At 71.0% G+C, this 23,751-nt stretch carries 26 protein-coding genes; 17 read left to right on the top strand and 9 right to left on the bottom strand.

What is annotated here, in order from left to right:
- Window positions 1-58: 58 nt before the first annotated feature.
- Window positions 59-967 (top strand): DUF6542 domain-containing protein, encoded by a 909-nt coding sequence (locus ACZ7PG_RS26200; RefSeq protein ID WP_470241703.1) that lies wholly within the window; start codon window positions 59-61, stop codon window positions 965-967.
- Between the two features lie 298 nt (window positions 968-1,265).
- On the opposite strand, the gene ACZ7PG_RS26205 is transcribed toward ACZ7PG_RS26200, so the two are convergent.
- Complete coding sequence (locus ACZ7PG_RS26205; RefSeq protein WP_470241704.1) at window positions 1,266-2,261, bottom strand: 4-hydroxy-3-methylbut-2-enyl diphosphate reductase; 996 nt, start codon at window positions 2,259-2,261, stop codon at window positions 1,266-1,268.
- 151 nt (window positions 2,262-2,412) lie between these two features.
- On the opposite strand from ACZ7PG_RS26205, the gene ACZ7PG_RS26210 reads away from it, so the two are divergent.
- From ACZ7PG_RS26210 to ACZ7PG_RS26235, 6 genes are all read left to right on the top strand, one after another.
- Window positions 2,413-3,150, top strand: a complete 738-nt coding sequence (locus ACZ7PG_RS26210) for a lipid droplet-associated protein (protein WP_470241705.1) — start codon at window positions 2,413-2,415, stop codon at window positions 3,148-3,150.
- The gene (xseA, locus tag ACZ7PG_RS26215) at window positions 3,147-4,394 is read left to right on the top strand and encodes an exodeoxyribonuclease VII large subunit (protein WP_470241706.1); all 1,248 of its coding nucleotides are present in this window, start codon (window positions 3,147-3,149) and stop codon (window positions 4,392-4,394) included. Before ACZ7PG_RS26210 ends, xseA begins: the two co-directional genes overlap by 4 nt.
- Before the next feature lie 32 nt (window positions 4,395-4,426).
- Window positions 4,427-4,798: a hypothetical protein gene (locus tag ACZ7PG_RS26220; protein WP_470242417.1), complete on the top strand. Its 372-nt coding sequence runs from the start codon at window positions 4,427-4,429 to the stop codon at window positions 4,796-4,798.
- On the top strand, window positions 4,795-5,022 hold the full coding sequence (locus ACZ7PG_RS26225; protein ID WP_439383565.1) for an exodeoxyribonuclease VII small subunit: 228 nt from the start codon (window positions 4,795-4,797) through the stop codon (window positions 5,020-5,022). The genes ACZ7PG_RS26220 and ACZ7PG_RS26225 overlap by 4 nt, the downstream gene beginning before the upstream one ends.
- A gap of 84 nt (window positions 5,023-5,106) precedes the next feature.
- Complete coding sequence (glpX, locus tag ACZ7PG_RS26230) at window positions 5,107-6,156, top strand: class II fructose-bisphosphatase (protein WP_470241707.1); 1,050 nt, start codon at window positions 5,107-5,109, stop codon at window positions 6,154-6,156.
- A gap of 10 nt (window positions 6,157-6,166) precedes the next feature.
- A complete protein-coding gene (locus tag ACZ7PG_RS26235) occupies window positions 6,167-6,916 on the top strand; it encodes a S1 family peptidase (RefSeq protein ID WP_470241708.1) in 750 nt (249 codons plus the stop codon).
- A 1-nt stretch (window position 6,917) separates the two neighbouring features.
- On the opposite strand, the gene ACZ7PG_RS26240 is transcribed toward ACZ7PG_RS26235, so the two are convergent.
- Together ACZ7PG_RS26240 and ACZ7PG_RS26245 are read right to left on the bottom strand one after the other, a co-directional pair.
- On the bottom strand, window positions 6,918-7,907 hold the full coding sequence (locus tag ACZ7PG_RS26240) for an NAD(P)/FAD-dependent oxidoreductase (protein WP_470241709.1): 990 nt from the start codon (window positions 7,905-7,907) through the stop codon (window positions 6,918-6,920).
- 65 nt (window positions 7,908-7,972) lie between these two features.
- Window positions 7,973-8,323, bottom strand: a complete 351-nt coding sequence (locus ACZ7PG_RS26245) for a hypothetical protein (RefSeq protein ID WP_470241710.1) — start codon at window positions 8,321-8,323, stop codon at window positions 7,973-7,975.
- Window positions 8,324-8,579: 256 nt separating this feature from the next.
- On the opposite strand from ACZ7PG_RS26245, the gene ACZ7PG_RS26250 reads away from it, so the two are divergent.
- Window positions 8,580-9,977, top strand: coding sequence for a class II fumarate hydratase (locus ACZ7PG_RS26250; RefSeq protein ID WP_470241711.1), 1,398 nt, complete (start codon window positions 8,580-8,582; stop codon window positions 9,975-9,977).
- Between the two features lie 4 nt (window positions 9,978-9,981).
- Here the strand turns inward: ACZ7PG_RS26250 and ACZ7PG_RS26255 are convergent, their stop codons facing one another.
- On the bottom strand, window positions 9,982-11,007 hold the full coding sequence (locus ACZ7PG_RS26255; RefSeq protein ID WP_470241712.1) for an aldo/keto reductase: 1,026 nt from the start codon (window positions 11,005-11,007) through the stop codon (window positions 9,982-9,984).
- A 99-nt stretch (window positions 11,008-11,106) separates the two neighbouring features.
- Here ACZ7PG_RS26255 and ACZ7PG_RS26260 point away from each other — a divergent pair, with 99 nt between their 5' ends.
- The 5 genes from ACZ7PG_RS26260 (at window position 11,107) to ACZ7PG_RS26280 (ending at window position 17,284) form a co-directional block, all read left to right on the top strand.
- Window positions 11,107-11,967 (top strand): helix-turn-helix domain-containing protein, encoded by an 861-nt coding sequence (locus ACZ7PG_RS26260; protein ID WP_470241713.1) that lies wholly within the window; start codon window positions 11,107-11,109, stop codon window positions 11,965-11,967.
- Between the two features lie 51 nt (window positions 11,968-12,018).
- Window positions 12,019-13,698, top strand: coding sequence for a PstS family phosphate ABC transporter substrate-binding protein (locus ACZ7PG_RS26265; protein WP_470241714.1), 1,680 nt, complete (start codon window positions 12,019-12,021; stop codon window positions 13,696-13,698).
- A 40-nt stretch (window positions 13,699-13,738) separates the two neighbouring features.
- Entirely contained in the window at window positions 13,739-15,271 is a 1,533-nt protein-coding gene (locus ACZ7PG_RS26270) for an ATP-dependent DNA ligase (protein WP_470241715.1), read from the top strand.
- Between the two features lie 135 nt (window positions 15,272-15,406).
- A complete protein-coding gene (locus tag ACZ7PG_RS26275; protein WP_470241716.1) occupies window positions 15,407-16,699 on the top strand; it encodes a S53 family peptidase in 1,293 nt (430 codons plus the stop codon).
- Window positions 16,700-16,843: 144 nt separating this feature from the next.
- Window positions 16,844-17,284, top strand: a complete 441-nt coding sequence (locus ACZ7PG_RS26280; protein ID WP_470241717.1) for a hypothetical protein — start codon at window positions 16,844-16,846, stop codon at window positions 17,282-17,284.
- A 42-nt stretch (window positions 17,285-17,326) separates the two neighbouring features.
- On the opposite strand, the gene ACZ7PG_RS26285 is transcribed toward ACZ7PG_RS26280, so the two are convergent.
- The 3 genes from ACZ7PG_RS26285 to ACZ7PG_RS26295 all read right to left on the bottom strand — a co-directional run bounded on the left by ACZ7PG_RS26285 (window position 17,327) and on the right by ACZ7PG_RS26295 (window position 19,098).
- A complete protein-coding gene (locus ACZ7PG_RS26285; RefSeq protein ID WP_470241718.1) occupies window positions 17,327-17,701 on the bottom strand; it encodes a hypothetical protein in 375 nt (124 codons plus the stop codon).
- Window positions 17,698-18,045: a hypothetical protein gene (locus ACZ7PG_RS26290; protein ID WP_470241719.1), complete on the bottom strand. Its 348-nt coding sequence runs from the start codon at window positions 18,043-18,045 to the stop codon at window positions 17,698-17,700. Before ACZ7PG_RS26290 ends, ACZ7PG_RS26285 begins: the two co-directional genes overlap by 4 nt.
- Before the next feature lie 168 nt (window positions 18,046-18,213).
- The gene (locus tag ACZ7PG_RS26295) at window positions 18,214-19,098 is read right to left on the bottom strand and encodes an NBR1-Ig-like domain-containing protein (RefSeq protein WP_470241720.1); all 885 of its coding nucleotides are present in this window, start codon (window positions 19,096-19,098) and stop codon (window positions 18,214-18,216) included.
- A gap of 78 nt (window positions 19,099-19,176) precedes the next feature.
- On the opposite strand from ACZ7PG_RS26295, the gene ACZ7PG_RS26300 reads away from it, so the two are divergent.
- From ACZ7PG_RS26300 to ACZ7PG_RS26310, 3 genes are all read left to right on the top strand, one after another.
- Window positions 19,177-19,809, top strand: a complete 633-nt coding sequence (locus ACZ7PG_RS26300; RefSeq protein WP_470241721.1) for a Pr6Pr family membrane protein — start codon at window positions 19,177-19,179, stop codon at window positions 19,807-19,809.
- Entirely contained in the window at window positions 19,806-20,429 is a 624-nt protein-coding gene (locus ACZ7PG_RS26305) for an MBL fold metallo-hydrolase (protein ID WP_470241722.1), read from the top strand. The genes ACZ7PG_RS26300 and ACZ7PG_RS26305 overlap by 4 nt, the downstream gene beginning before the upstream one ends.
- A 319-nt stretch (window positions 20,430-20,748) precedes the next feature.
- Window positions 20,749-21,177 carry a hypothetical protein gene (locus ACZ7PG_RS26310; RefSeq protein WP_470241723.1) on the top strand — a complete coding sequence of 143 codons (429 nt, stop codon included), beginning with the start codon at window positions 20,749-20,751 and terminating at the stop codon, window positions 21,175-21,177.
- 64 nt (window positions 21,178-21,241) lie between these two features.
- On the opposite strand, the gene ACZ7PG_RS26315 is transcribed toward ACZ7PG_RS26310, so the two are convergent.
- Both ACZ7PG_RS26315 and ACZ7PG_RS26320 read right to left on the bottom strand, forming a co-directional pair.
- Window positions 21,242-21,757, bottom strand: coding sequence for a hypothetical protein (locus ACZ7PG_RS26315; RefSeq protein WP_470241724.1), 516 nt, complete (start codon window positions 21,755-21,757; stop codon window positions 21,242-21,244).
- Window positions 21,751-22,218 carry a DUF309 domain-containing protein gene (locus ACZ7PG_RS26320; protein WP_470241725.1) on the bottom strand — a complete coding sequence of 156 codons (468 nt, stop codon included), beginning with the start codon at window positions 22,216-22,218 and terminating at the stop codon, window positions 21,751-21,753. Before ACZ7PG_RS26320 ends, ACZ7PG_RS26315 begins: the two co-directional genes overlap by 7 nt.
- A gap of 55 nt (window positions 22,219-22,273) precedes the next feature.
- Here ACZ7PG_RS26320 and guaB1 point away from each other — a divergent pair, with 55 nt between their 5' ends.
- Window positions 22,274-23,713, top strand: coding sequence for a GMP reductase (gene guaB1 / locus ACZ7PG_RS26325; protein ID WP_470241726.1), 1,440 nt, complete (start codon window positions 22,274-22,276; stop codon window positions 23,711-23,713).
- Window positions 23,714-23,751: the final 38 nt, after the last annotated feature.

A 23,751-nucleotide genomic window follows, 5' to 3' on the forward strand; every position in this document is an offset into this window, starting at 1 on the left:
CCCACGTCGGCGGCGGTGCTGGCAAGATCTTCACAACCACGAGATACGGTGTTGTGCTGTGACCGCGATTCGCGATCGCCAGAGCGATCCAGATGCCGACGACGTCCACGTGCCGTGGGACGAGCGTCCAGTCGTCGGTTCGAGGCGCGGGTTGCCGTGGTGGGCGGCGGTCCTGGTCGGCCTCGTCCTGGCGATCGTGGGTGCCCTCATCGGCAAGCCGAGCCAGACCAGCATCCCGGTGATCTTCACGGTCTGCTACATCGCCGGGGCCGTCATCGCGGTCTGCGCGGTGCGGCGCCGCGGGCTGTTCGGGCCGATGGTGATGCCGCCGCTCGTGCTGGCCGTGACCGTGCCCGGCGTGATCCTGCTGACCTCGGGCTCCGAGGGCGACGACATGCTCTCGAAGGTGCTGAGCATCGGCACCCCGCTGATCAACGGCTTCCCGATCATGGCGATCACGACCGGCATCACGCTGCTGATCGGGTTCGTCCGGATCTTCCGCGAACGCGACCCGGACGCCCCCAAGAAGGGCAAGGCGGCCGACCGCCGGTCGTCGGATGAAGACGACGAGAAGCCCTCGACGCGCGCTGCGGCGACGTCGGCGGGCGGTCGTCCGCGGCCGCCCGGGTCGAACCGCACCGGCCAGACACCGCTGCCTCAGGGCGCACGCCGCGGCCGGGACGGCGAACCGCCGCGACGCCCCCGTCCGCCCGCGGACGGCGAACGCCGCACCCCGCGAGCCGGCGCCCCGGCCGAACGCGACCGCGGCGCACGCAAGCCACCCCCGGCAGGCCGCCGCACACCACCGCCCGCGGAGAGCGACCCCCGCCGACGCGGCGACGCCCCCCGCCGACGCCCCCGCCCGCCCGAGGACGGCGGCCGCGACAAGCCACCGCCCCGCCGCCCCTCCGGCGAACGGGGAGCCCCACCCCGCCGCAATCGCCCCTGGGACGACGAAGAGCGCTGACGACCACCGAAGAGGCGGTCACCTTCCACGGAAGGTGACCGCCGTTTTGCGTCGCGAGTGATCGCCGACGGACCCGCGTGATCGAGGACCGAGCCGACGTGGCCGCGGACGGAACCGCGCGGCCGAAGACCGGACTCGCGGGCGCGAAAGCCGAGCCCTCGCGGCCACGGACGCAACCGCGCGCCCGAAAGCCGTACTCGCGTGACTGCGACCCGAACCAGCGTGATCAAAGACCGCACCCCACAACGCAGTCCGGCGGCGAGCCGCACCCGCGACCCGCCGCCGAACCGACCGAACCTCAGACCTTCCGAAGCTCCTTCGGCGGCGCGAAGGTGATCTTCTCGTTCGCGGTAGTCACCTCGTTGACGTCGCCATAACCCCGCTCGGCCAGCCAAGCGAGCAGCTCCATCACCAGCTCGTCCGGCACCGACGCCCCCGACGTCACCCCGACCGTCGTCACCCCGGACAGCCACGCCTCGTCGACCTCGTGGGCGAAGTCGACCAGGTACGACGCCCTGGCCCCCGCCTTCAAAGCCACTTCGACCAGGCGCTTCGAGTTGGACGAGTTCGTCGACCCGACCACCAGGACCAGGTCGCACTCCGCCGCCATCGCCTTGACCGCGACCTGGCGGTTCGTCGTCGCGTAACAGATGTCGTCGCTGGGCGGGTCCGCCAAGCCCGGGAAGCGCTCACGGAGCTGGTCCACGCGCTCCATCGTCTCGTCGACCGACAGCGTCGTCTGGGACAGCCAGATCACCTTCGACGGGTCGCGGACCTCGACCTTGTCGACGTCCTCCGCCTTGTCGACCAGCTGGACCTTGTCCGGCGCCTCGCCGGCCGTGCCCTCGACCTCTTCGTGGCCCTCGTGGCCGATCAGCAGGATGTCGTAGTCGTCCTTGGCGAACCTGTTGACCTCCTTGTGCACCTTCGTCACCAGGGGGCAGGTCGCGTCGATCGTGCGCAGGTTCCGATCGGCCGCCTCCGCGTGCACCATCGGCGAGACGCCGTGGGCGGAAAACACCACCAGCGCGCCCTCGGGCACTTCGGACGTCTCGTCGACGAAGATCGCGCCGCGCTCGCGCAGCGTGTCGACCACGTGGCGGTTGTGGACGATCTCCTTGCGGACGTACACCGGGGCGCCGTAGACCTCGAGCGCCTTCTCGACGGCGATCACCGCGCGGTCGACGCCGGCGCAGTAACCACGGGGTTTGGCGAGCAGCACCCGCTTGCCGGAAGCGGTGCCGGTGATCGTCGGGGTACCCGCGGGCTCGATTCCGGGACTCGCTGAACTCATGGCACCCAGCGTACGGGCAGTCCCGAGACGAACTCGAAGTCCCTTTCGGGTGAGCTTCGTCCCCCTACCGTGCTGTGCCCGGCGTCACGCAACGCGCCCAACTCCACCCGTTCGGTTGGGCAGGATGGCGGATATGCGGCAGGCTGGACGCATGAAGCCATTCCCGCTCCCCCTCCGGGTCGCCGCGGGCCTCGCCGTCTCCACCGCCGAGCGGGTTCGTGAGCTTCCCCGGCAGCTCGCCGGGCTCCCGGTGACCGTGGTCAGCCAGGTGCTGCAGGCCTCCATGCGTGTCCAGCAGCACGTCACCGAGCTGGCGATCAAGGGCGACAACGCCCTGTCGAGCCTGCGCCCCGTCGAGGACGCCCCCAGCTGGGCGACCTTCGACGAGGACCTCCAGCCCGACGTCCCGCCCCTGCGGCCGAACCTCGCGCCGGTCGCCGACGTGCCGGAGCCGCGCTCCGAAATCAACGGTCACATTCCGTCAGCGGCCGAACTCGAAGCGGAGTTGGGCGATCCGTGGGCCGAAGAGGAACGCGCGCTCGCCGAGGACCACGCCGACGGCGAGAACGACGCCGCGGAGGACGCGACCAAGCCGAAGCCCGGCACGCCCAAGATCGACAAGAAGGCCAAGGGCGACATCCCCCGGACCAGCGCCGGCGGGTACGACGGCCCGGCCGGGCTCACCGGCTACGAGCAGCTGACGCTCCCGCAGCTGCGGGCCCGCCTGCGCCAGCTCTCGATCCCCCAGCTCGAGACGATCCTCGAGTACGAGCGCGCGCACGCCGACCGCTCGTCGTTCACCGGGATGCTGTCCCGCCGGATCGCCAACGCGCGCAAGGCCGACCAGGCCAAGGAGAACGACGAGGAAAACGGCACGGAAGGCCGGTGAGCACCGAGTCCGCCGCGGCACCCTCGAGCACCGCCGAAAACCCGTGGCCGGTCCGGACGGTCGCGCGCAAGATCGGCGACTGGATCCACCGGCTCGGCAGCGTCTGGGTCGAAGGCCAGGTCACGCAGGTCAACTCGCGGCCGAACACGCAGACCGCGTTTCTGACGCTGCGTGACCCTTCGGCGGACGTCTCGATGTCGGTGACCTGCCCGAACTGGCTGATCCGCGAGATGGAGCCACCGCTGCGCGAGGGCGCGAGCGTCGTCGTGCACGCGAAGCCGTCGTTCTTCTTCGGCCGCGGCACGATCAGCCTGCGCGCCGACCAGATCCGTGCGGTCGGCATCGGCGAGCTGCTGGCCCGGATCGAACGCCTGAAGAAGCTGCTGACCGCCGAAGGCCTCTTCTCGGCGCAGCGCAAGCGGCCGATCCCGTTCCTGCCGAAGGGCATCGGGCTGATCACCGGCCGCGCCTCGGCGGCCGAGCGGGACGTGCTGGTCAACGCGCAGGCGCGCTGGCCGCACGTCCAGTTCAAGGTGTTCAACACCGCGGTGCAGGGCTCGCAGGCCGTCCCGCAGGTCATGCGCGCGCTGCGCATCCTGGACGCCGATCCCGAGGTCGACGTCATCGTCATCGCCCGCGGCGGCGGCAGCGTCGAGGACCTGCTGCCGTTCTCCGACGAGGCGCTGTGCCGCGCGGTGTCCGCGGCCGGGACGCCGGTGGTCAGCGCCATCGGGCACGAGCCCGACACCCCGCTGCTGGACTACGTCGCCGACCTGCGCTGCTCGACGCCGACCGACGCGAGCAAGCGGATCGTCCCGGACCACCGCGAGGAGACCGAGCGCGTCCGGCAGATGCGCGACCGCGGCCGGCGCGCGCTGCACGGCTGGGTCGACACCCAGACGCGGCTGCTCACGCAGCTCCGCAGCCGTCCGGCGCTGGCCGACCCGCTCGGACCCGTCCAGCGGCGCCAGGACGACGTCGACGTCCACCGGGAACGCGCGCGCCGCGCCATGCTGACGCTGCTCGCCAAGGACCAGGCCGAGCTGGCGAGCGCACGGGCCCGGCTCACCGCCCTCGGCCCGGCCGCGACGCTGGCCCGCGGCTACGCGGTCGTGCAGTTCCTCGACGCCGAAGGCAACCTCCAGGTACTCCGCTCCGTCTCCGAAGTCGAGGCCGGTGCCCAGCTGCGCGTGCGCGTGGGCGACGGTGCGATCGGCGCGGTGGCGGAAGGAGCACAGGGGTGACGCTGAAGGCGGCGACGTTCCTCCCCCTCACCATGGACGCGGCCCGGCGGTTGGGCTCGCGTCCGCTGCTGGACCAGGCGATGCGCACCGACCGGGCGGCCGCCGAGTGCTGGACGGCGCTGCTCGCCGGCTGCGGCGGCGCCGCGCGTCGCGAGCTGGGGCCGCAGCTGCGCCGGCTGTCCGAGGCGACGTCGACGCAGGTCGGCTCGCGCTGGTGGTTCGCCGAGGGCGCCGGGCACCGCAAGCGGGTGGCGGGCGCGCAGGAGAACCTCGAAGAGGCGATCGCGGAGGGTGACGGCCAGGAGTTCGCGCTGGCGTTCGTCGGGTACGACCACGCGATGGCCAGCGCGGTAGTGTGCGCCTCCAGCAGCGCAAGCCGGAAGGTCGGAGAACGCCCAGCGTGAGTGAAGCAGCCAGCGAGGAACTCGGCTACGAGCAGGCCCGTGACCGCCTCGTCGAGGTCGTCCGCGAGCTCGAAGCCGGTGGCCTGTCCCTCGAGCAGTCGCTCGCGTTGTGGGAGAAGGGCGAGAAGCTCGCGAAGGTCTGTGAGCGCCATCTCGAAGGCGCCCGCGAGCGCATCGAGGCTGCTCTGGCGTCCGTCGAGGACGAAACCAGCGACAGCCAGTGACGTTTGCCATGCTTTCGGCATCGGGAAACCGGACAGGGATCTGACAGACTGTTGACCCGCCAGTTCCACGATCCGGGAGGCCTGATGTCCACGGAGCAGCGCCGTCGTGAAGCACCCGACCGCAACCTCGCGATGGAGCTGGTCCGCGTGACCGAGGCCGCCGCGATGGCGGCCGGCCGCTGGGTCGGCCGCGGCGACAAGATCGGCGGTGACGGCGCGGCCGTCGACGCGATGCGCCAGCTGGTCTCGACGGTGTCGATGCGCGGGGTCGTGGTGATCGGCGAGGGCGAGAAGGACGAAGCGCCCATGCTGTTCAACGGCGAAGAGGTCGGCAACGGCGACGGGCCGGACTGCGACGTCGCGGTCGACCCGGTCGACGGCACGACGCTGATGGCCAAGGGCATGCCGAACGCGATCGCGGTGCTGGCGGTCGCCGAGCGCGGCGCGATGTTCGACCCGTCCGCGGTGTTCTACATGGAGAAGCTGGCCGTCGGGCCGGAGGCGGCGGGGAAGGTCGAGCTCGGCGCGCCGATCGCGGAGAACATCCGGCGCGTCGCCAAGGCGAAGAACAGCAGCGTCGGCGACGTCACCGTGTGCGTACTGGACCGCCCGCGCCACGACGGGATCATCAAGGAGATCCGCGACGCCGGCGCGCGGATCCGGTTCATCTCCGACGGCGACGTCGCGGGCGCGATCGCCGCGGCCCGCCCGAGCACCGGCGTCGACATGCTGATCGGCATCGGCGGCACGCCCGAGGGCATCATCGCGGCCTGCGCGATGAAGTGCCTCGGCGGCGAGCTGCAGGGCCGGCTCTGGCCGAAGGACGGCGCCGAGCGCGAGAAGGCCATCGGGGCCGGGCACGACCTCGACCGGGTGCTGCTGAACGACGACCTCGTGCGCGGCGACAACGTCTTCTTCTGCGCCACCGGCGTCACCGACGGTGACCTGCTGCGCGGCGTCAACTACCGCGAGGGCGGCGCCACGACGCAGTCCATCGTGATGCGGTCCAAGTCCGGGACCGTCAGAATGATCGACGGCTACCACCGGCTGGACAAGCTACGGGCGTACTCCTCGGTCAACTTCGACGGCCACCTGGACGCGCTCGACGACGACGTCGTTCCCCCGCTGCCGTAGAAGGAGATCCGTGACCAGGCGACTGCTGGCCCTGCTGGTCCTGATGTTCGCTCTGGTCCCCGCCACCGCGTCGGCCGAACCCGCCATCGTCGGGGGCGGGAACGCGGACCAGCCGTACCCGTTCGCGGTGTCGCTGCACTCCTCGACCGGCAAGCTGTTCTGCGCCGGCGCGCTGATCGCCCCCACCTGGGTGGTGACGGCCGCGCACTGCGCGTTCGACAAGGCCCCGGCCGGGATCTCGGTGCGGACGGGAACGAACGAGGTCGGCCAGGGCGGCGAGGTCGGCCAGGTCGCCGACGTCGTCGTGAACCCGGCCTTCAACACCGAGAGCCCGGCGGGCGACATCGCGCTGCTGCGCCTGGTGACGCCGGTGAAGGCGGCCCCGATCGCCGTGGCGGCGACCGCGGCGCCGGGCACGGCCACCCGGATCCTCGGCTGGGGCCAGACCTGCCCGAAGGTGAACTGCGGCCAGATCCCCACGACGCTGCAGCAGCTCGACACGCACATCGTCGAGGGCGCGAAGTGCACGTCGGTGTTCGACGGCACGGCCGAGCTGTGCACGGACAACCCCGGCGGCAAGTCCGGAGCGTGCTTCGGCGACTCGGGTGGCCCCGAGGTCGTCCGCGACGGCGACCACTGGCTGCTCGTCGGCGTCACGAGCCGGCCGGGCAACAACGACCCGGTGTGCGCGTCGGCGCCGTCGATCTACACGTCCGTCGTCGCGTACGCGCCGTGGATCGCGGAGAAGACGAAAGCCTGACCTACTCGGCGTTGCTGGAGTGGCCCGGGAACAGGTGGGCGTCCGGGTCGAGCGCGACGGCGATGTTGTTGACGGCCGTCGCGGCCTCGCCGAAGCCGGTCGCGATCAGCTTGACCTTCCCCGGGTACGCGGCGACGTCGCCGGCGGCGTAGACGCGCTCGCGCGGGGTCGCCATCGTCGAGTCGACCGCGATGGCGCGGTGGTCGATCTCCAGGCCCCAGCTCTCGATCGGGCCGAGGTCGGCGGTGAACCCGAGCGCCGCGACGACGGCGTTGGCCGGGAGCCGCTCGTCGCCGGCGCCCTTGATCGAGAGGTCGACGGCTTCGAGCGCGCCGCTCTCGTCCTCGACGAACCGCGTGACCTCGGCGTCGGTGATGATCCGGGTGCCGAGCTCGCGCGCCTGCCGGACGATCGACTCGGCCGCGCGGAACTTGGCGCGGCGGTGCACGAGCGTCACGCTCGCCGCGACCGGGTGCAGGGCGAGGATCCAGTCGAACGCGGAGTCGCCGCCCCCGACGACCACGACGTGCTGCCCGGCGTGCACCTGCAGCGACGGGACGAAGTGGACCATGCCGCGGCCGAGCCAGCCATCGCCGGCGGGCAGCGGGCGCGGGGTGAACTCGCCGATGCCCGCGGTGATGAGGACGGCACGCGCGCGAAGGGTCTCGCCGCCGTCGAGGGTCAGCTCGACTCCGTCGGCTTGGCTTTCCAGCTTCTCGGCCTTGCGTCCGAGCAGGTACTTCGGCTTGAACGGTGCGGCCTGCTGCACCAGGCCGTCGACGAGGTCGCGCCCGCGGACCTCGGCGAACCCGCCGACGTCGTAGATCATCTTCTCGGGGTACATCGCCGTGACCTGACCGCCGGGCTCGGGCAGCGAGTCGACCACCGCCATCGAAAGGCCGCGGAACCCGGCGTAGTAGGCGGCGAACAGGCCCGTCGGGCCCGCGCCGATGATCACGAGGTCGTAAGAGTCCCCAGAAGCTTCAGTCATGCTCGCTCCAGCCAGTGGTGGATGGCGGTGATCGAGAACACATCCGATCCTAGCGGGATCGGAGTTCACTCGACGTGGTGCGACACCGGCGCCCCGACGACCGGCGCCCGCCGTGGGGTGGGCGGCGGACGGCGCTGAGCGCGACGGCGGCGGTCGCGGCGCTGCTCGGCTGGCTGGTCCTCGCCGTGTGGCTGGGACTGCCGTCGGCCGAACCGGTCGGCTTCCTCCCGTTCGTCTTCGGCGCGTTCGCGGACCTCGCCGGGTTCGGCCGCCGGCCGGCGCGAGCGGGCCTCCTGCTCGCGCTCCTCGCGTTGCTGCCAGTGCTCGGAGCGTGGACGGCGATCGGCGATGAAGTCCTGCTTTCGCCGGGGGAGGGAACCGGTCGCAGCCGCGTTCGCGCACCAGCACAGAGGCAAGTTCGGCCACCGATCCACAACCTCGGACGATTGTGGACAAGTCGGCGGCCGGCCACCAGGAACGCCGGTTTTGCCGGTGACCGCCGGTAGACTGGCCAAGGGGACGCCCCCCGGAGAGGGCGGGGGTGGTCCTGGGCTCCGGCGCCGCGCACTGCCACCACTTCACCTACGCCTGGCCATCGGACCGAGCCGCGAGCGGCGCAGGGTGCGCAACGCCACCACGCGGTGACCCGCGAACAGGTCCAGAATCGGTGTCATGGCTGACCAGGAATACCGGATCGAACACGACACCATGGGCGAAGTCCGCGTCCCGGTCGACGCGCTCTACCGGGCGCAGACCCAGCGGGCCGTCGAGAACTTCCCCATCTCCGGCCGGGGCCTGGAGCGCGCCCAGATCCGCGCGCTCGGCCTGCTCAAGGCCGCCGCCGCGCGCGTGAACCAGAAGCTCGGCGTGCTCGACGCCGACGTCGCCGACGCCATCGCCAAGGCCGCCGACGAGGTCGCCGAGGGTGCCCACGACGCGCACTTCCCCATCGACGTCTTCCAGACCGGGTCCGGCACCTCGTCGAACATGAACGCCAACGAGGTCATCGCCACGCTGGCGAGCAAAACCCTCGGCCGGGACGTGCACCCGAACGACCACGTCAACGCGTCGCAGTCCTCCAACGACACCTTCCCGACGACCATCCACGTCGCCGCGACCGAAGCCGTCATCAAGGACGTCATCCCGGCGCTCGAGTACCTGGCCGGCGCGATCGAGGTCCGGGCCGCGGAGTGGGCCGACGTCGTGAAGTCCGGCCGCACGCACCTGATGGACGCCGTCCCGATCACGCTGGGCCAGGAGGCCGGCGCGTGGGCGTCGCAGATCCGGTTCGGCATCGAACGGCTGAAGTCGGGCCTGCCGCGCCTCGGCGAGCTGCCGATCGGCGGCACCGCCGTCGGCTCGGGCCTCAACGCGCCGGACGGCTTCGGCTCGAGCGTCGCGGTCGAGCTCGCCACCGTGACCGGCCTGCCGCTGACCGAGGCCCGCGACCACTTCGAGGCGCAGGCGACGCAGGACAGCGTCGTCGAGACGTCCGGGCACCTGCGCACGCTCGCCGTGTCGCTCAACAAGATCGCGAACGACCTGCGCTGGCTGGGTTCCGGCCCGCGCACCGGGCTGGCCGAGCTGGCGCTGCCGGACCTGCAGCCGGGCTCGTCGATCATGCCGGGCAAGGTGAACCCGGTGATCCCGGAGGCGACGCTGCAGGTGGTCGCGCAGGTGATCGGCAACGACGCGGCCGTGGCGTTCGCTGGCGCCGCGGGCAACTTCCAGCTGAACGTCAACCTGCCGGTGATCGCCCGCAACGTCCTCGAGTCGGCCCGCCTGCTCGCCGCCGTCTCGCGGCTGCTGGCGGACAAGGTCTTCGCGGGCATCACCGTGAACACCGAGCGCACCCGCACCTACGCCGAGGGTTCGCCGTCGATCGTGACGCCGCTGAACAAGTACATCGGCTACGAAGAAGCCGCGGCGGTCGCGAAGCAGGCGTTGAAGGAGCTGAAGACGATCCGCGAGGTCGTCCTCGAGCGCGGGTATGTGAAGGACGGCAAGCTCACCGAAGAGCAGCTCGACGAAGCGCTCGACGTCCTCCGCATGGCCCGCGGCGGCAAGTGACCCGCTACCGCCGGCGCAGGCGCGAATCCGCCAGCGCCGGCGGGGTGTAGTCCTTCTCGGCCGAGTTGAGGTCGGTGCCCGGCGGGACGATCTCGTCGATGCGGTCCAGCACCTCGTCGTCCAGCACCAGGTCCGCGCCGGCAATCAGGTCGTCGAGCTGTGCCGGCGTGCGCGGGCCGATGATCGCCGACGTCACGCCCGGGTGCGCCCGGACGAACGCCGTCGCCAGGTGCGTGAGCGGCCGGCCCAGGTCGTCGGCGATCTTCTTCAGCTGCGCGATGGCCTCGAACTTGACGGCGTTCTCCGGCAGCGCCGGGTCGAACTTGTGGATCTGCAGCGTCCGGCGGCCGTCGGAAAGGTCCACATCGGACGGTTTCAGGTACTTGCCGGACAGCCAGCCGCTGGCCAGCGGGCTCCACGTGAGCACGCCCATGCCGTACTTCTGCGCGGTCGGCAGCACGGCAGCCTCGATCGCCCGGTTGAAGATCGAGTACGGCGGCTGCTCGGCGCGGAACCGCGCCAGGCCACGCTTTTCCGCCACCCACTGGGCTTCCACGATCTGCTCGGCCGGGAAGTCCGACGACCCGATCGCGCGGACCTTGCCCTGCCGCACGAAGTCCGTCAGCACCGACAGGGTTTCCTCGATGTCGGTCGTGGGGTCCGGCCGGTGGACCTGGTAGAGGTCGACGTAGTCGGTGTCGAGCCGCCGCAGGCTGTCGTCCAGCGCCCGCGTCAGCCAGCGCCGCGACAGACCGCCCTGGTTGGGGTCGGCCCCCATCTGGAAGAAGCCCTTGGTGGCCAGCACGACCTCGTCGCGGCGGCCCTTCAAGGCCTTGCCGACGATCTGCTCGTTCTCGCCGTCGCTGTACATGTCCGCGGTGTCCCAGAAGTTCACGCCGGCGTCGAGCGCCGTGTGCAGCATCCGGACGCCTTCTTCGTGGTCCGGATTGCCCCACTTGCCCAGCATCATCGCGCCGAACGCGTACTCGCTGACCGAGATGCCCGTGCCGCCCAAAGTTCGTCGTTTCATGCCACCACTCTGGAAGCGGCGAAGCGGACGGACCAGGTCACGCCCAACCTGGGTCCGGCAGTACCAGGCGGGGAGCCGTGAGCCGGGGATACTGGAGGCATGAGTGACGCAGCCGAGCTGGGCGCCTTCCTGAAGGCGCGTCGCGCCGCACTGGACCCCGCGGACCTGGGCCTGCCGCAGGGGATCACGCAGCGGCGGGTGAAGGGCCTGCGCCGCGAGGAGCTGGCGCAGCTGTCCGGCATCAGCGTCGACTACTACACGCGGCTGGAGCAGGGCCGCGCGAAGAACGTCTCGGACGCGATCCTCGACGCGCTGGCCCGCGCGCTGCGGCTGAACGCCGGCGAGGAGTCCTACCTGCGCAACCTCGCCGCACCGAGGCGCCGGGACGAACGCGCACCGCAGCTGGTGCGGCCCGAGCTGCAGCAGCTGCTCGACGCCATCCAGGCGCCCGCGTTCGTCTTCGGGCGGTACATGGACGTGCTGGCCTGGAACGCGCTCGGCGGCGCGGTCGCGTTCGCCTTCGCCGACCTGGACGAGCGCAACATGCCGAAGCTCATCTTCACCGACGAGCGCGCGAAGCAGCTGCACCCGGAGTACGACGCCGTGTGCCGCGAGCTCGTCGCTAACCTGCGCGCGGAGAGCGGCCGGCACCCCGGAGACCCGCGGTTCGCGCAGCTGATCGGGGAGCTGTCGCTGGCCAGCGAGCAGTTCCGGAAGCTGTGGGCCGAGCACGCCGTGCTGGAGAAGGCGCAGGGGTGGAAGGTGCTGATGAACCCCGTCGTCGGCGAGCTGCGGCTGCGCTACGAGACGCTGCGCCTGCCGCAGGACCCCGACCAGGGCATGGTCGTCTACCACGCCGAACCGGGGTCGGAGACCGAACGTGCACTCGGCCTGCTGGCCAGCTGGGTCGCCGATGAACGACCGGTGAACACTCGGTCGTCGCAACCCCACGCCGGGTGAGCGCTCCTTAGGCTGCTTCACCTGGGGAGTCAGGGGTAGAGGAGCAGCACGGTGGGCGTCGGCGCGACGATGCAGTCCCTCGCCGAAATCCTGAGCTCGGACTCGGGCAGCCTCGTCCTGGGCCTCGCCGCGCTGGTCGCGATCGCCGCGCCGTTCATCGACCGCTACTTCATCCGTCGGCGCCGGCTGACGTTCCGGGTGCTCTACAACTCCAAGATCGGGTTGTCCCCGATCGACCTGCACGACGGCGAAAACGGCTCCGCGCAGGCGGCCCCGCAGCTGGAGCAGGTCGCGCGGCTGCTCGACCGGATGAGCATCGTCGTCATCCGGGTGCACAACACCGGCAGCTTCGACATCGCGCCGGGCGACTTCGAGATCCCGCTGTCGTTCACCTTCGGCAACCGGATCGTCTGGGACGCGCGCGTGTCCGATGCCACCGACGACGGCCTGCGCCAGCACGTCCGCGACGGCCTCGAGTTCTTCACCCGTGAGACGCCGCAGAAGCCGGTCGAAGGCGTGAAGCTGTCCCGCGTCCGCGCGCTGCTGCCGAAACGGTTCGCCGGGCTCGCCGCGGCCGAGGCACCACCCGAGGCGCCCGAGTGGCACGGCGTCCGGTTCGCGCGGCTTTCGTTGAAGCGCAAAGAAAAGTTCAAGCTGGTCGTCGTGCTGCGGGAGTCCGACGGGTACGAGGGCGAGATCAGCAAGGAGATCGACCACCACGCGCGGCTCGCCGCCGGCCGGATCAAGGACGACCGCAAGCAGCGCCGGTTCGGCTGGCCGGTCATCACGACGGCGGTCGGGGTGCTGCTGACCGGCGCCCTGCTGGCCACGCTGGTCGTCTCGTGGTCCCGGCCGGGCGACTCCGCGCAGTGCGCGACCGGCAAGCTCTCGGTCGAGGGCTCGAGCGCGTTCGTGCCGATCATCGACAGCATCGCCGCCGAGTACCACGGCCAGTGCGACGGCGCCGCGATCACGACCCGCGCGACCGGCAGCGTCACCGGCGTCCGCGCGCTCGCCCCGGTCGGCACGGCGGGCAAGGACGAGCTGGCGGTGCTCTCGGACGGCCGGTCCGGCGAGGCGGGCCCCGATCTGGAGGCGAAAGCCGTCGCGGTGGTCGTCTACAGCCTGGTCGTCAACCGCGCCGCCGGCATCGACAAGCTAACGACCCAGCAGGTCAAGGACATCTTCAGCGGCCGGGTGCGGAACTGGGACCAGCTGCGGCCGGGCCCGTCGGTGCCGATCGGGATCGTCGGGCGCGGGCAGGAGTCGGGCACGCGCAAGACGTTCGAGCAGAAGGTGCTCGGCGGCGCGGAGGACCGGCTGACGTCGGACTCGTGCCGCAAGCCGGAGCGCGACCCGGCCGCGGCGACCACGCGCTGCGAGCGCGGCACGACCGCCGAGGTGCTCACCGAGGTCGCCGCGGTGCCGGGCGCGATCGGGTACGCCGACGTCCCGGCGGCCAAAACAGCCGCGGCGCGCGACCAGCAGGTGACGGTCGTGCAGCTCGACGGGCACTACCCCGACGTCACGACCGTCGGCGCCGGGTACCGGTTCTGGACCGTCGAGTACCTCTACACGAAGGGCGTACCGGACGGCGAGAGCGTGCTGAAGCGGTTCCTGGACTACCTCGCGAGCCCGACCGCGCGGGCCGAGCTGCAGGACGCCGGGTACACCCCGTGCGTGACCAAGGACGGGCTGCTCGACCCCCTCTGCACCAGGCCGGACATCTAGACGTTCTGAAATTGTCGGTGGTCCGGGTCATGATGTCCGGGTGTTGCTCAGCGAGATAGTCCGGGCGTCCGCCGAACTGGCGGCGACGCGGTCCAGGAAGGCGAAGATCGCCATCCTGGCCGTTCTGCTGCGCGCGGCCGAGTTCACCGAGCTGGCCACGGTGATCGCGTACCTGACCGGGCAGACGGCGCAGGACCGGCTGGGTGCGGGCTGGCGCACCCTTGCCGGGCTCGGCGCGTCGCCCGCCGCGTCGCCGGTGATCACGGTGCTGGAGGTGGACGCGGCCTTGACAGAGGCCGCCGGCGTAGCCGCGGGCACCGGCTCTTCGACGCGACGGCAGGACGTGCTGCGGGCGCTGTTCGCCCGGCTCACCGAGGAGGAGCAGCAGTTCCTGTTCCGGCTGGTCACCGGCGAGCTGCGGCAGGGCGCGCTGGAAGGCGTGATGGTCGACGCGATCGCGGCGGCGGCCGAGGTGCCGGCCGTCGACGTGCGGCGGGCCTTCATGCTGTCCGGGAAGCTCGGCGTCACCGGCGTCGCGGCGCTGACCGGCGGGCAGGCGGCGCTGGCGGAGTTCCGGCTGACGCTGGGGACGCCGATCAAGCCGATGCTGGCGTCGCCGGCGGAGTCGCTGGACGAGGCCGTCGCCGAGCACGCCGAGGCGATCGTCGAGTACAAGATGGACGGTGCGCGGATCCAGGTGCACCGCCAGGGTGACGAGGTGCACGTCTGGACGCGGACGTTGCGCGAGATCACCGGGAGCGTGCAGGAGCTGGTCGAGCTCGTGCGGGCGCTGCCGTGCGAGTCGGTGGTCCTGGACGGCGAAACCCTGGCGCTGACCGACGCGGGACGGCCCCGGCCGTTCCAGGACACGATGAGCCGGTTCGGCAGCACGCGGGACGAGCAGGTGAAGGCGCTGCTGCTGCGGCCGTACTTCTTCGACTGCCTGCACCTCGACGGCGTCGACCTGCTGGACGCGCCGCTGTCCGAGCGCAACGCGGCGCTGCGCAAGGTCGCCGGGGCGCACGTGATCCCCGGCGAGGTGGGCGTTTCGCGCGCCGCCGAGGTGCTGGAGGCGGCGATGGAAGCCGGGCACGAAGGGGTGATGGTCAAGGACCTGGCGTCGCCGTACGCGGCCGGGCGGCGCGGGCGCGCGTGGCTGAAGGTCAAGCCGGTGCACACGATCGACCTGGTGGTGCTCGCGGCGGAGTGGGGCCACGGGCGGCGCACGGGCACGCTGTCGAACCTGCACCTGGGCGCCCGCGACCCGGACGGCGGCCCGCCGATCATGGTGGGCAAGACGTTCAAGGGCATGACCGACGAGATCCTGGCGTGGCAGACGACGACGTTCCAGGAGATCGAGACCCACCGCGACGACTGGACGGTGTACGTCCGGCCGGAGGTCGTGGTGGAGATCGAGCTGGACAGCGCCCAGGTTTCGACGCGCTATCCCGGTGGCCTGGCGCTGCGGTTCGCGCGGGTCGTCCGCTACCGCCCGGACAAGGAGGCGGGAGACGCGGACACGATCGACACGGTCCGCGGCCTGTTGCACGGCGACCGTTCGGAAGGGAGCTGACTACGAAAGTATCGATCACGACATCGGACGTCTCCGCGGTGCTTTCCTCCTAAAAGGAAAGACGAAAGTCGATGTTGCCTTCTCCCTCTGCTGAGCAGAGTGGCTGACGGAGTTTCCTTCGGCCAGGGAGAAAGCATGAGATTGCGCGCTGTGTCCGGCTTGCTCGCGAGCACCACCCTGCTCGTGACCGCGTTCGCGGCGCCCGCCGGCGCCTCGCCCGTGCCGAGCACGCCGAACGCCGGGCACCAGCCGTCGAAGCACCACTTCACGGCGGCCGCGCAGTCCTTCGTCGGCGCCGACACCGTGCAGAAGCGCGTCGCCAAGCTGGAAGCGGCGATGGCGTCGCTGCCGAAGGAGAGCACCGCGTACAACGCGACGAAGCTGTGGAACGCCGGCATAACCGGCGCGGGCAGCACTGTCGCGACGCTGGTGTCCTTCGGTGACGACCAGGTCAAGCAGGTCCTCGACACGTACTCGAAGAACCACGGCCTGCCGCCGGCGAACGTCGAGGTGATCGAGCCGTCCGGCGCGGTGCCCGCGTGCACCGACCCCGGCGTGGACACCGCCACCTGCCAGGGCTGGGGCGGCGAGACCGACCTCGACGTCACGATGATGCACGCCATGGCGCCGAACGCGAAGATCATCGTCGCGGCGACGCCGGTCGCCGAGACGCAGGGCTTCACCGGCCTGCCCGAGATGATGCACGCCGTCGACTACATGACCGAGCACAAGCTGGCCGACGTCATCTCGATGAGCTTCGGGACCACGGAAGAGAACTTCCCGTCGTTCGACTCGATCAAGACGCTCGACCCGGCGCTGGAGCGCGCGAGCAAGGCCGGCGTCACGATGGTCGCCTCCTCCGGCGACGACGGCCCGACCGGCGGCTACCTCTACGGCCCGGGCAACTACCCGTACCGCGTCGCGAGCTGGCCGGCGTCCGACCCGCGCGTCACGACGCTCGGCGGCACGCAGCTGCACCTCGACGCGAACGGCGCCCGCACCAAGGCCGACGACGTCGTGAACGTCGCCGACAACGGTTTCTCCGAAGGCGCCGGGCTGTCGAAGACCTACGCGCGGCCGAACTGGCAGGACGGCGTCAAGAAGATCACCGGCAGCAAGATGCGCTCGTTCCCGGACATCAGCATGGAAGGCGTCTACGGCACGTCGCAGTCCGCGCCGCTGTTCGCCGGCGTGCTCGCGCTCGCGGTGCAGGCCAGACACGGCAGGCTCGGCCAGATCAACCCGGCGCTGTACACGAAGCTCGGGCCGCAGGGCATGAAGGCGGGCATCGTCGACGTCACCGAAGGCGACAACAGCCAGGACGGCGTCACCGGATTCACCGCGGCGAAGGGCTTCGACGTCGCCAGCGGCTGGGGCACGGTCGACGCGTCGGTCTTCGTCCCCGCACTGGTGAAAGCGCTGCGCTGACAATTTCACCAGAATCGCCGAAGTTCGGTTTATTCGACGCGTGAAATGTCAGGAATTTTACCGACAGGACGAAGATCCGGTCACCGCTACGATGCTGCTCCCTGAAGACCCGCTCAGTCCCCGAGCGGTCATGGAGGAGCACAAGTGGCAAGCAAGGAAGAGATGAAAGCGGCGATCCACGCGGCTTTCGACGGGGCTGTCGCCGACGGGCCCGGTTACACCAAGGTGTACGGCGCGGAAATCAAGCAGAAGAACTTCATCGTTTTCCGCACCACCACCGTCAGCAATTTCGCGATCGGTTTCCGGCCGGGCTCGACCGACCTCGTGATCGTCCCGCTCGAAGAAAAGAGCGGGACGATCACGGCGGGCACCCCGCTGACGATCACGGACGCGAACCGCGCTTCGGTCAAGAAGCGCGACCTGCAGGGCCGGTTCGTCATCAAGACGACGGACGGGCAGAGCTTCAAGCTCAGCATCATCCCCTCCGTGCCGAAGCTCCTCGCCGCCAGCTACCAGCTGCCCGTCGAGCAGAAGGCCGAGTACGAGGCGTTCACCACCCTCCGGGACGCCCTCACCGCGGCCTGACGACCGAGCGCCCCGGTGCACCACACCGGGGCGCCACCGGACTCAGTAGCAGCGGTCCGACCTGATCGCGTACGTGTAGTTGTTGGACAGGTTGGACGTCACCTCGAACCGGATCTTGTGGTAGACGGGCGGGTCGCCGAGCACGCCGTGCGAGACCGTGTGCTCCTTGCCCGGGGCGATCGCGCCGCTCCACAGGCCCCGGTCGAAGACGTCTTCGACGATCTGGACGAGCATCCCGCGGTAGTCGCTGTTGTGCACCGTGATGTCGATCTTCTGCCCGGCGCTCACCTCGACGACCTTCGTCGCCCCGCCCATCAGCTGGCCGCCGCTGCACACCTTCGTCGCGGCGGACGCCGACGGCGCCACCAGCAGCGTCGCGGCCAGGGCCACCACCGGGACGACCAGCTCGCGGATCATCGGTTCCCCACCTTCGTCTTGACCACAGTGGACGTTTCGGCGATGTCGATGCCGAACTTCATCGAGCCGCCGCAGTAGGCGTGCTTGCCGTTCTTGAAGTAGAGCGTCAGGTCGCCCGCGCACTCGAAGACGCGGATGTCCCAGGTGCGCTCGCCCGGCCACAGGCAGATGGCGTCCTTGCCGGCCCGGCGCATCCAGCCGTGGTACCCGGATTCGCACGTGATGATCGGATCACTCGCGACGACCCCCGTCGCCGGAGCCGAGGCCGACGCCGGGCCGGCGGGCAGCAGTCCCGCGACGAGCGCGGCCCCCGTGACGGCCGCGACCCTCAGATACGGACGCATGGATTTCCTTCCCCTGCAAGAAAAGATGAAATGGATTCGCCCAGGAGATCCGGACACCGACGACGGTAAGGACCGCCGATGGACCGGGGAAGGGATGTCCTGGCCAAAAGCCAAAGCAGGACCGTCCGCGCAGGTCAGCGAATTGACCGGCGCCATTGAAAGCCAAATTCAGGGCACGACGGGCAGCGAGAAGAACACCGCGCGGGCGTCCGGCAGCAGCAGGTGCCCTTCGGCGTCGGCCATCTTCCAGTAGACCTGGCAGTGCCCGGGCGACGGCGGCGCCTGCACCTCGACGGAGATGCGCACGAGGTCGCCGGGGGCGGCGTAGGGCACCGGCACCCGGTCGGGCGTGCGGCACTCTCCGGGGCTGCCGAACGAGCCGGAGCGGACGAGGTACCGGCCGATCCATCGGACGGATCCGGCGTTGCGGAACTCCCAGGTCTTGACGAACCGGCTGCCCGCCGGGACGGGCGTGCCGTCCGGGTAGGTGACGTCGGCGACCAGCTCGGACACGTCACCGGCGCCGGCGGGCACCTCGGCGAACGCCCCGCCGAACACCAGCGCCAGCCCGCCCACCAGCACGACGGCGACCCCGGCGACCAGCCCGTAGACGGCCCGGCGCCGGCGTGGCGACGCGACCGGAACGTCGGCGAGCCCGGCCTCGGCAATCTCAGCGTCGGCGATCCCAGCACCGGCGAGCCCGGCGTCGGCGAGCTCAACGTCTTCCGGATCCGGCTCGCTCGCGGCCTCCCAGTACCCGCGCCACTCCAGCCGCGCCGATGTCTCGTCCTGGCCCAGCACCCCGACCGCCAGTACCCGCACGAACTCCCACGTCGTCTCCCAGCTCGGCAGGTGGCGCCCCCGGGCCGCCGCCGACAGGGCGGACTTCGACGCCAGCGCACCGAGCTCGGTGCGCATCCGGTCGTACGACGGGTCGCCCGCCGCGCGCTTCAGCTCCCACAACCGGCGGGCGAACCCCGCGACCGGCCCGGTTTCCTCCGCCGGGCCCAGCGCGGTCCGCCCGCGCCGCCCCGGCGTGCGTTCGACGTCCATCTCCGCCGACAATAGGACGCGCACCGGGTGACCGGCTCGACTCGATCGGGTGGTCCACAGTGGAACTATCCTCCGGACATGCGCAGCGAAAAGCTCACCCGCGCCTGGTTCGCGGTCACCACGCTGGTCGCGCTCACCGGTCTCGTCACCCAGGTGATCGCCACCGCGACGGATCCCGGCGGCCGGCTCGCGAACCTGCTCTGCTTCTTCACCATCGACTCGAACCTGCTGGTCGCCGCCACCTCGGCGCTCGTCGCCCTGGGTGCGGCCCGCAACAAGCTCTTCGCCGTCCTTTGGCTCGACGCGCTGGTCGGCATCATCGTGACGGGCATCGTCTACCAGGTCGCCCTCGCCGGCCTGTACGAGCTGCACGGGCTTCCGTTGTTCGCCGACACCGTGCTGCACAAGGTCACGCCGATCCTGTTCGTGCTCGGCTGGCTCGTCGCCGGCCCGCGCGGCGCCCTGACCTGGCGCACGGTCTGGTGGTCGCTGCTCTACCCCCTGGCCTGGCTCGCCTTCACGCTGCCGCGCGGCGCGATCACCGGCTTCTACCCGTACCCGTTCGTCGACGCCGGCGCGCTCGGCTACGGCCGCGTGACCCTCAACTGCATCGCCATCGGCCTGTTCTTCACCGCACTGGCCATCGGCGCGCTGCTCCTGGACCGCCGACTGTCGAACACCCGGCCTACCGCGTTAGGGTCGGGCGCATGACGGCGATCGTGCAGAACCTCGTGACGTCCGGCACCTTCCAGCTCGACGGCGGCAGCTGGGACGTCGACAACAACGTCTGGATCGTGGGCGACGACACGACGGTGATCGTGATCGACGCGGCCCACGACGCGAAGGCGATCGAGAACGTCATCGGCGAGCGGAAGCTGGCGGCGATCGTCTGCACCCACGCGCACAACGACCACGTCAACGCCGCCCCGGAGCTCGCCGCGGCCACCGGCGCGCCGATCCTGCTGCACCCGGACGACCGGGTCCTGTGGGACCAGACGCACCCGGACCGCGCGCCGGACGGCGAGCTGACGGACGGCCAGACGATCACGATCGCGGGCACGGCGCTGAAGGTCATCCACACGCCGGGACACGCGCCGGGCGCGGTGTGCCTGTACGCCGAAGAGCTGGGCGTGCTGTTCACCGGCGACACGCTCTTCCACGGCGGCCCTGGTGCCACGGGGCGGTCCTATTCGGACTACCCGACGATCGTGAAGTCCATCCGCGAGAAGCTGTTCACGCTCCCGGACGCGACGAAGGTGCACACCGGCCACGGCGATGGCACGACGCTGGGCGCGGAGAAGACCGCGTCGACCGGCTGGGACGAGGCCTAGGGGCTCGGCGGTGGGCCATCGCCACTCCCGCGAAGTGCATTTCAAGAAGAAAACGCACTATTCGACGCCGTAGCCGACACCGGTGACGCTGATTTCGCAGGTAGCGGCACGCCGCGCGGAGGTTCCGTTTCCAGGGACCCTTCGGGCACGGGTAAAACGTCCGGGGCCGGTTGACGCCGTCCAGTCACGGCTGGCACTTTCGGCCTGGCGAGAGCGTCTCGCCCGACTGGGGTGACGATTCCGGCGCTCTCGGCAACTGGGGTTGGTCTACAACTCGCCCGGATTTCCGTGTGCGAGTGCGAGAAATGGGAGTCACACAATGCGCAACAAAATCGCGGCCTTGGTCGCGACGACCGCTTTCGTCGCCGGCGGCACACTCCTGACCGCGACGTCGGCGTCGGCGACCGTGGACCCGCCCGGCGGCAGCTGGGACCACACGTGGACCACCACGGACGGCAACAAGGGTGGCACTGTCTACGTCGAAGAGAACGGCGACGTCGTGTCCGTCTGCGACTCGTTCGCCGACGGACTTGCTGCCCGGGCGCGTGTCTCCGTCCAACAGGGTTCGGGCGCCTACTACGAGCGTTACACGCTCGTCGCCTCCGGTGGACTGGGATCTTGCGCCACGGCCAGGGCTTCTGATGGCGGCACGCACGACCTCCCGGAACACGTGAGCATCGGCGTCACGGTCTACCTGGGTCCGGACTTCCAGCACGCGAGCGACCACTATTACCTCAACGATCACTAGGCAGCCCTGTCCGGACGGCCCGGCTGGTGGATCCCGGCCCGGGCCGTCCGTGCTGGTTGCGGTATCAGGACGTGTGCTTCCGGGCGACGAGGGCGAACTCCTCGATCGCCCGGTCGAACGCGGCACTGGCTTGCCGGACCGGCGCCGGCAGGAACTCCCGGTCGAACTTCTCGTCGGCGTCGAGTTCCCACCGGGTGTGGTGGAGCTCCATCTCCTTCTTGCGGAGCAGGTTCGCCTGCGCGACCAGCTCGTCCGGCCCGCTCATCACGAGCAGCCCGTAGAACGCGCGTATTTCGGTGCGGGCCGTGTAGTAGCCGTCTTCGAACTCGACCTCCCGCTGCGCGTCCGTCTCACGTTCCTTGCCGAGCGTCCGGCGGCGGTGGACCACGTTGATGTCGATGATGTGCTTGCGCGCCCGCGTCGCGGCCTCGATCAGTCCGGCGCAGCGGTCGGCGCGGTCCTGCCGCAGCTTCGCGCGTCGCGCCGCGTTGAGCTTCAGCGGTTCGAGCAGCGCGCCGAGCGTCACGCCGATCAGCGACGCCACCGCGGCGATACCCGCGGCCCCGGCCGCGGTCAGCACGTCAACCGCGGCGACGTCGGCGACACCCGCACCCGCTTCTTCGCCTCTTCGGCCAGCGTGAGGGCCCACTCCTGCAACCCGGCGACGTCGATCCCGTGCGGCGGCTCGCCTCGGTACGGCTCGATGTTCGCCGCGCCGCGCTCCAGCAGCGACGCCGCTCCGGCCGTGTTGCCGCGGGCCGCGTGCGTCAGGCCGACCGCGAGCTGGGCCATCCCGCGCCACAGCTCCCGATCCGGCCCGTCGGTCGTCTTCCACGCGTCCTCGAAGACCTCGTGCGCGTGGAACGGCTTGCCGTCGTCGAGCAGCTGCTGGGCCTCCGCAAGCGTTTGCGCCGGGGTCCGCGCGATGCCTTCCGGCTGGCGCTCGACGCCGTCGGCGCCGTACGGCAGCGGCCGGCCGAGGCCGTCGCGCGGCCGCGCGTTGCGGGCCCGTCCTTCGGTGTCCCGGTCACGGCGGCTCATGCTCCGATCCTCCCACGTTCGCCGTTCGCGCCCGGGCCACGTAGCCTGGGGACTCGTGCGTTTCCTCGACGGCCACCGGCCCGCCCACGACCTGACCTACGACGACGTGTTCCTGCTGCCGAACCGTTCGGACGTGGAGTCCCGCTTCGACGTCGACCTCTCCACCGCGGACGGCACCGGCGCGACCATCCCGATCGTCGTCGCCAACATGACCGCGGTCGCCGGCCGCCGGATGGCCGAGACCGTCGCCCGCCGCGGCGGGCTGGTGGTGCTCCCGCAAGACGTCGACACCCACGCCGTCGCCGAGATCGTCGGCTGGGTGAAGAGCCGCCACACCGTGTGGGACACGCCGCTGGTGCTGACCGGCGGCGACGCGGTGGCCGACGCCCTCAACCTGGTCCACAAACGTGCTCACGGCGCCGTCGTGGTCGTCGACGGCGAAGGCCGCCCGGTCGGCATCGTCGACGAAGCGGCCTGCGCGGGTGTCGACCGCTTCGCGCGTCTCGCCGACGTCGCGGAGCCGGCGGCTGTCGCGGTGCCGCTGACCACGCCGGCGCGTGAGGTCTTCGAGCGGCTCCACAGCCACGGCGCCCAGCTCGCCCTCGGCCTGGACGCGGAGGGCCGGCTCGCGGGCGTGCTCACCGCCGTCGGGGCGCTGCGCGCGGACATCTACACCCCGGCGGTCGACGGTGCGGGCAAGCTGCGCGTCGCCGCCGCGGTCGGCGTCAACGGCGACGTCGCGGCGAAGGCCGAAGCCGTGCTCGGCTCGGGCGTCGACGTGCTGGTCGTCGACACCGCGCACGGGCACCAGGAGAAGATGATCGCCGCGCTGAAGGCCGTCCGGTCGGTGTCGCCGCAGGTCCCGGTGGTCGCCGGGAACGTCGTCACGGCCGAGGGCACGCGCGACCTGATCCAGGCCGGCGCCGACGTCGTCAAGGTCGGGGTCGGGCCGGGCGCGATGTGCACGACCCGGATGATGACCGGCGTGGGCCGCCCGCAGTTCTCGGCGGTCGCCGACTGCGCGGCCGCGGCGCGCGAGCTGGGCAAGCACGTCTGGGCCGACGGCGGCGTCCGCCACCCCCGCGACGTCGCGCTGGCGCTGGCCGCGGGCGCGTCCGCCGCGATGGTCGGCTCGTGGTTCGCCGGCACCTACGAATCCCCCGGTGACCTGCGGTTCGACGAGCAGGGCCGGCCCTACAAGGAGTCGTTCGGCATGGCGTCGAAGCGCGCTGTCGGCGCGCGGACGCGCACGGACAACGTCTTCGAGCGCGCCCGCAAGGCGCTGTTCGAGGAGGGCATCTCGTCGTCGCGGATGTCGCTCGACCCGGCCCGCCCCGGCGTCGAGGACCTGCTGGACTCGATCGGCTCCGGCGTCCGCTCTTCGTGCACGTACGCGGGCGCGCGCACCCTCGAGGAGTTCCACGAGCGCGCCCTGCTGGGCGTCCAGTCGGCGGCCGGCTTCGCCGAAGGCCGCCCGCTTCCTTCCGGCTGGTAAACGCCGTGAAGGCCACCTCGAACCGAGGTGGCCTTCAC

The organism is Amycolatopsis sp. NPDC114504, from assembly GCF_055633595.1.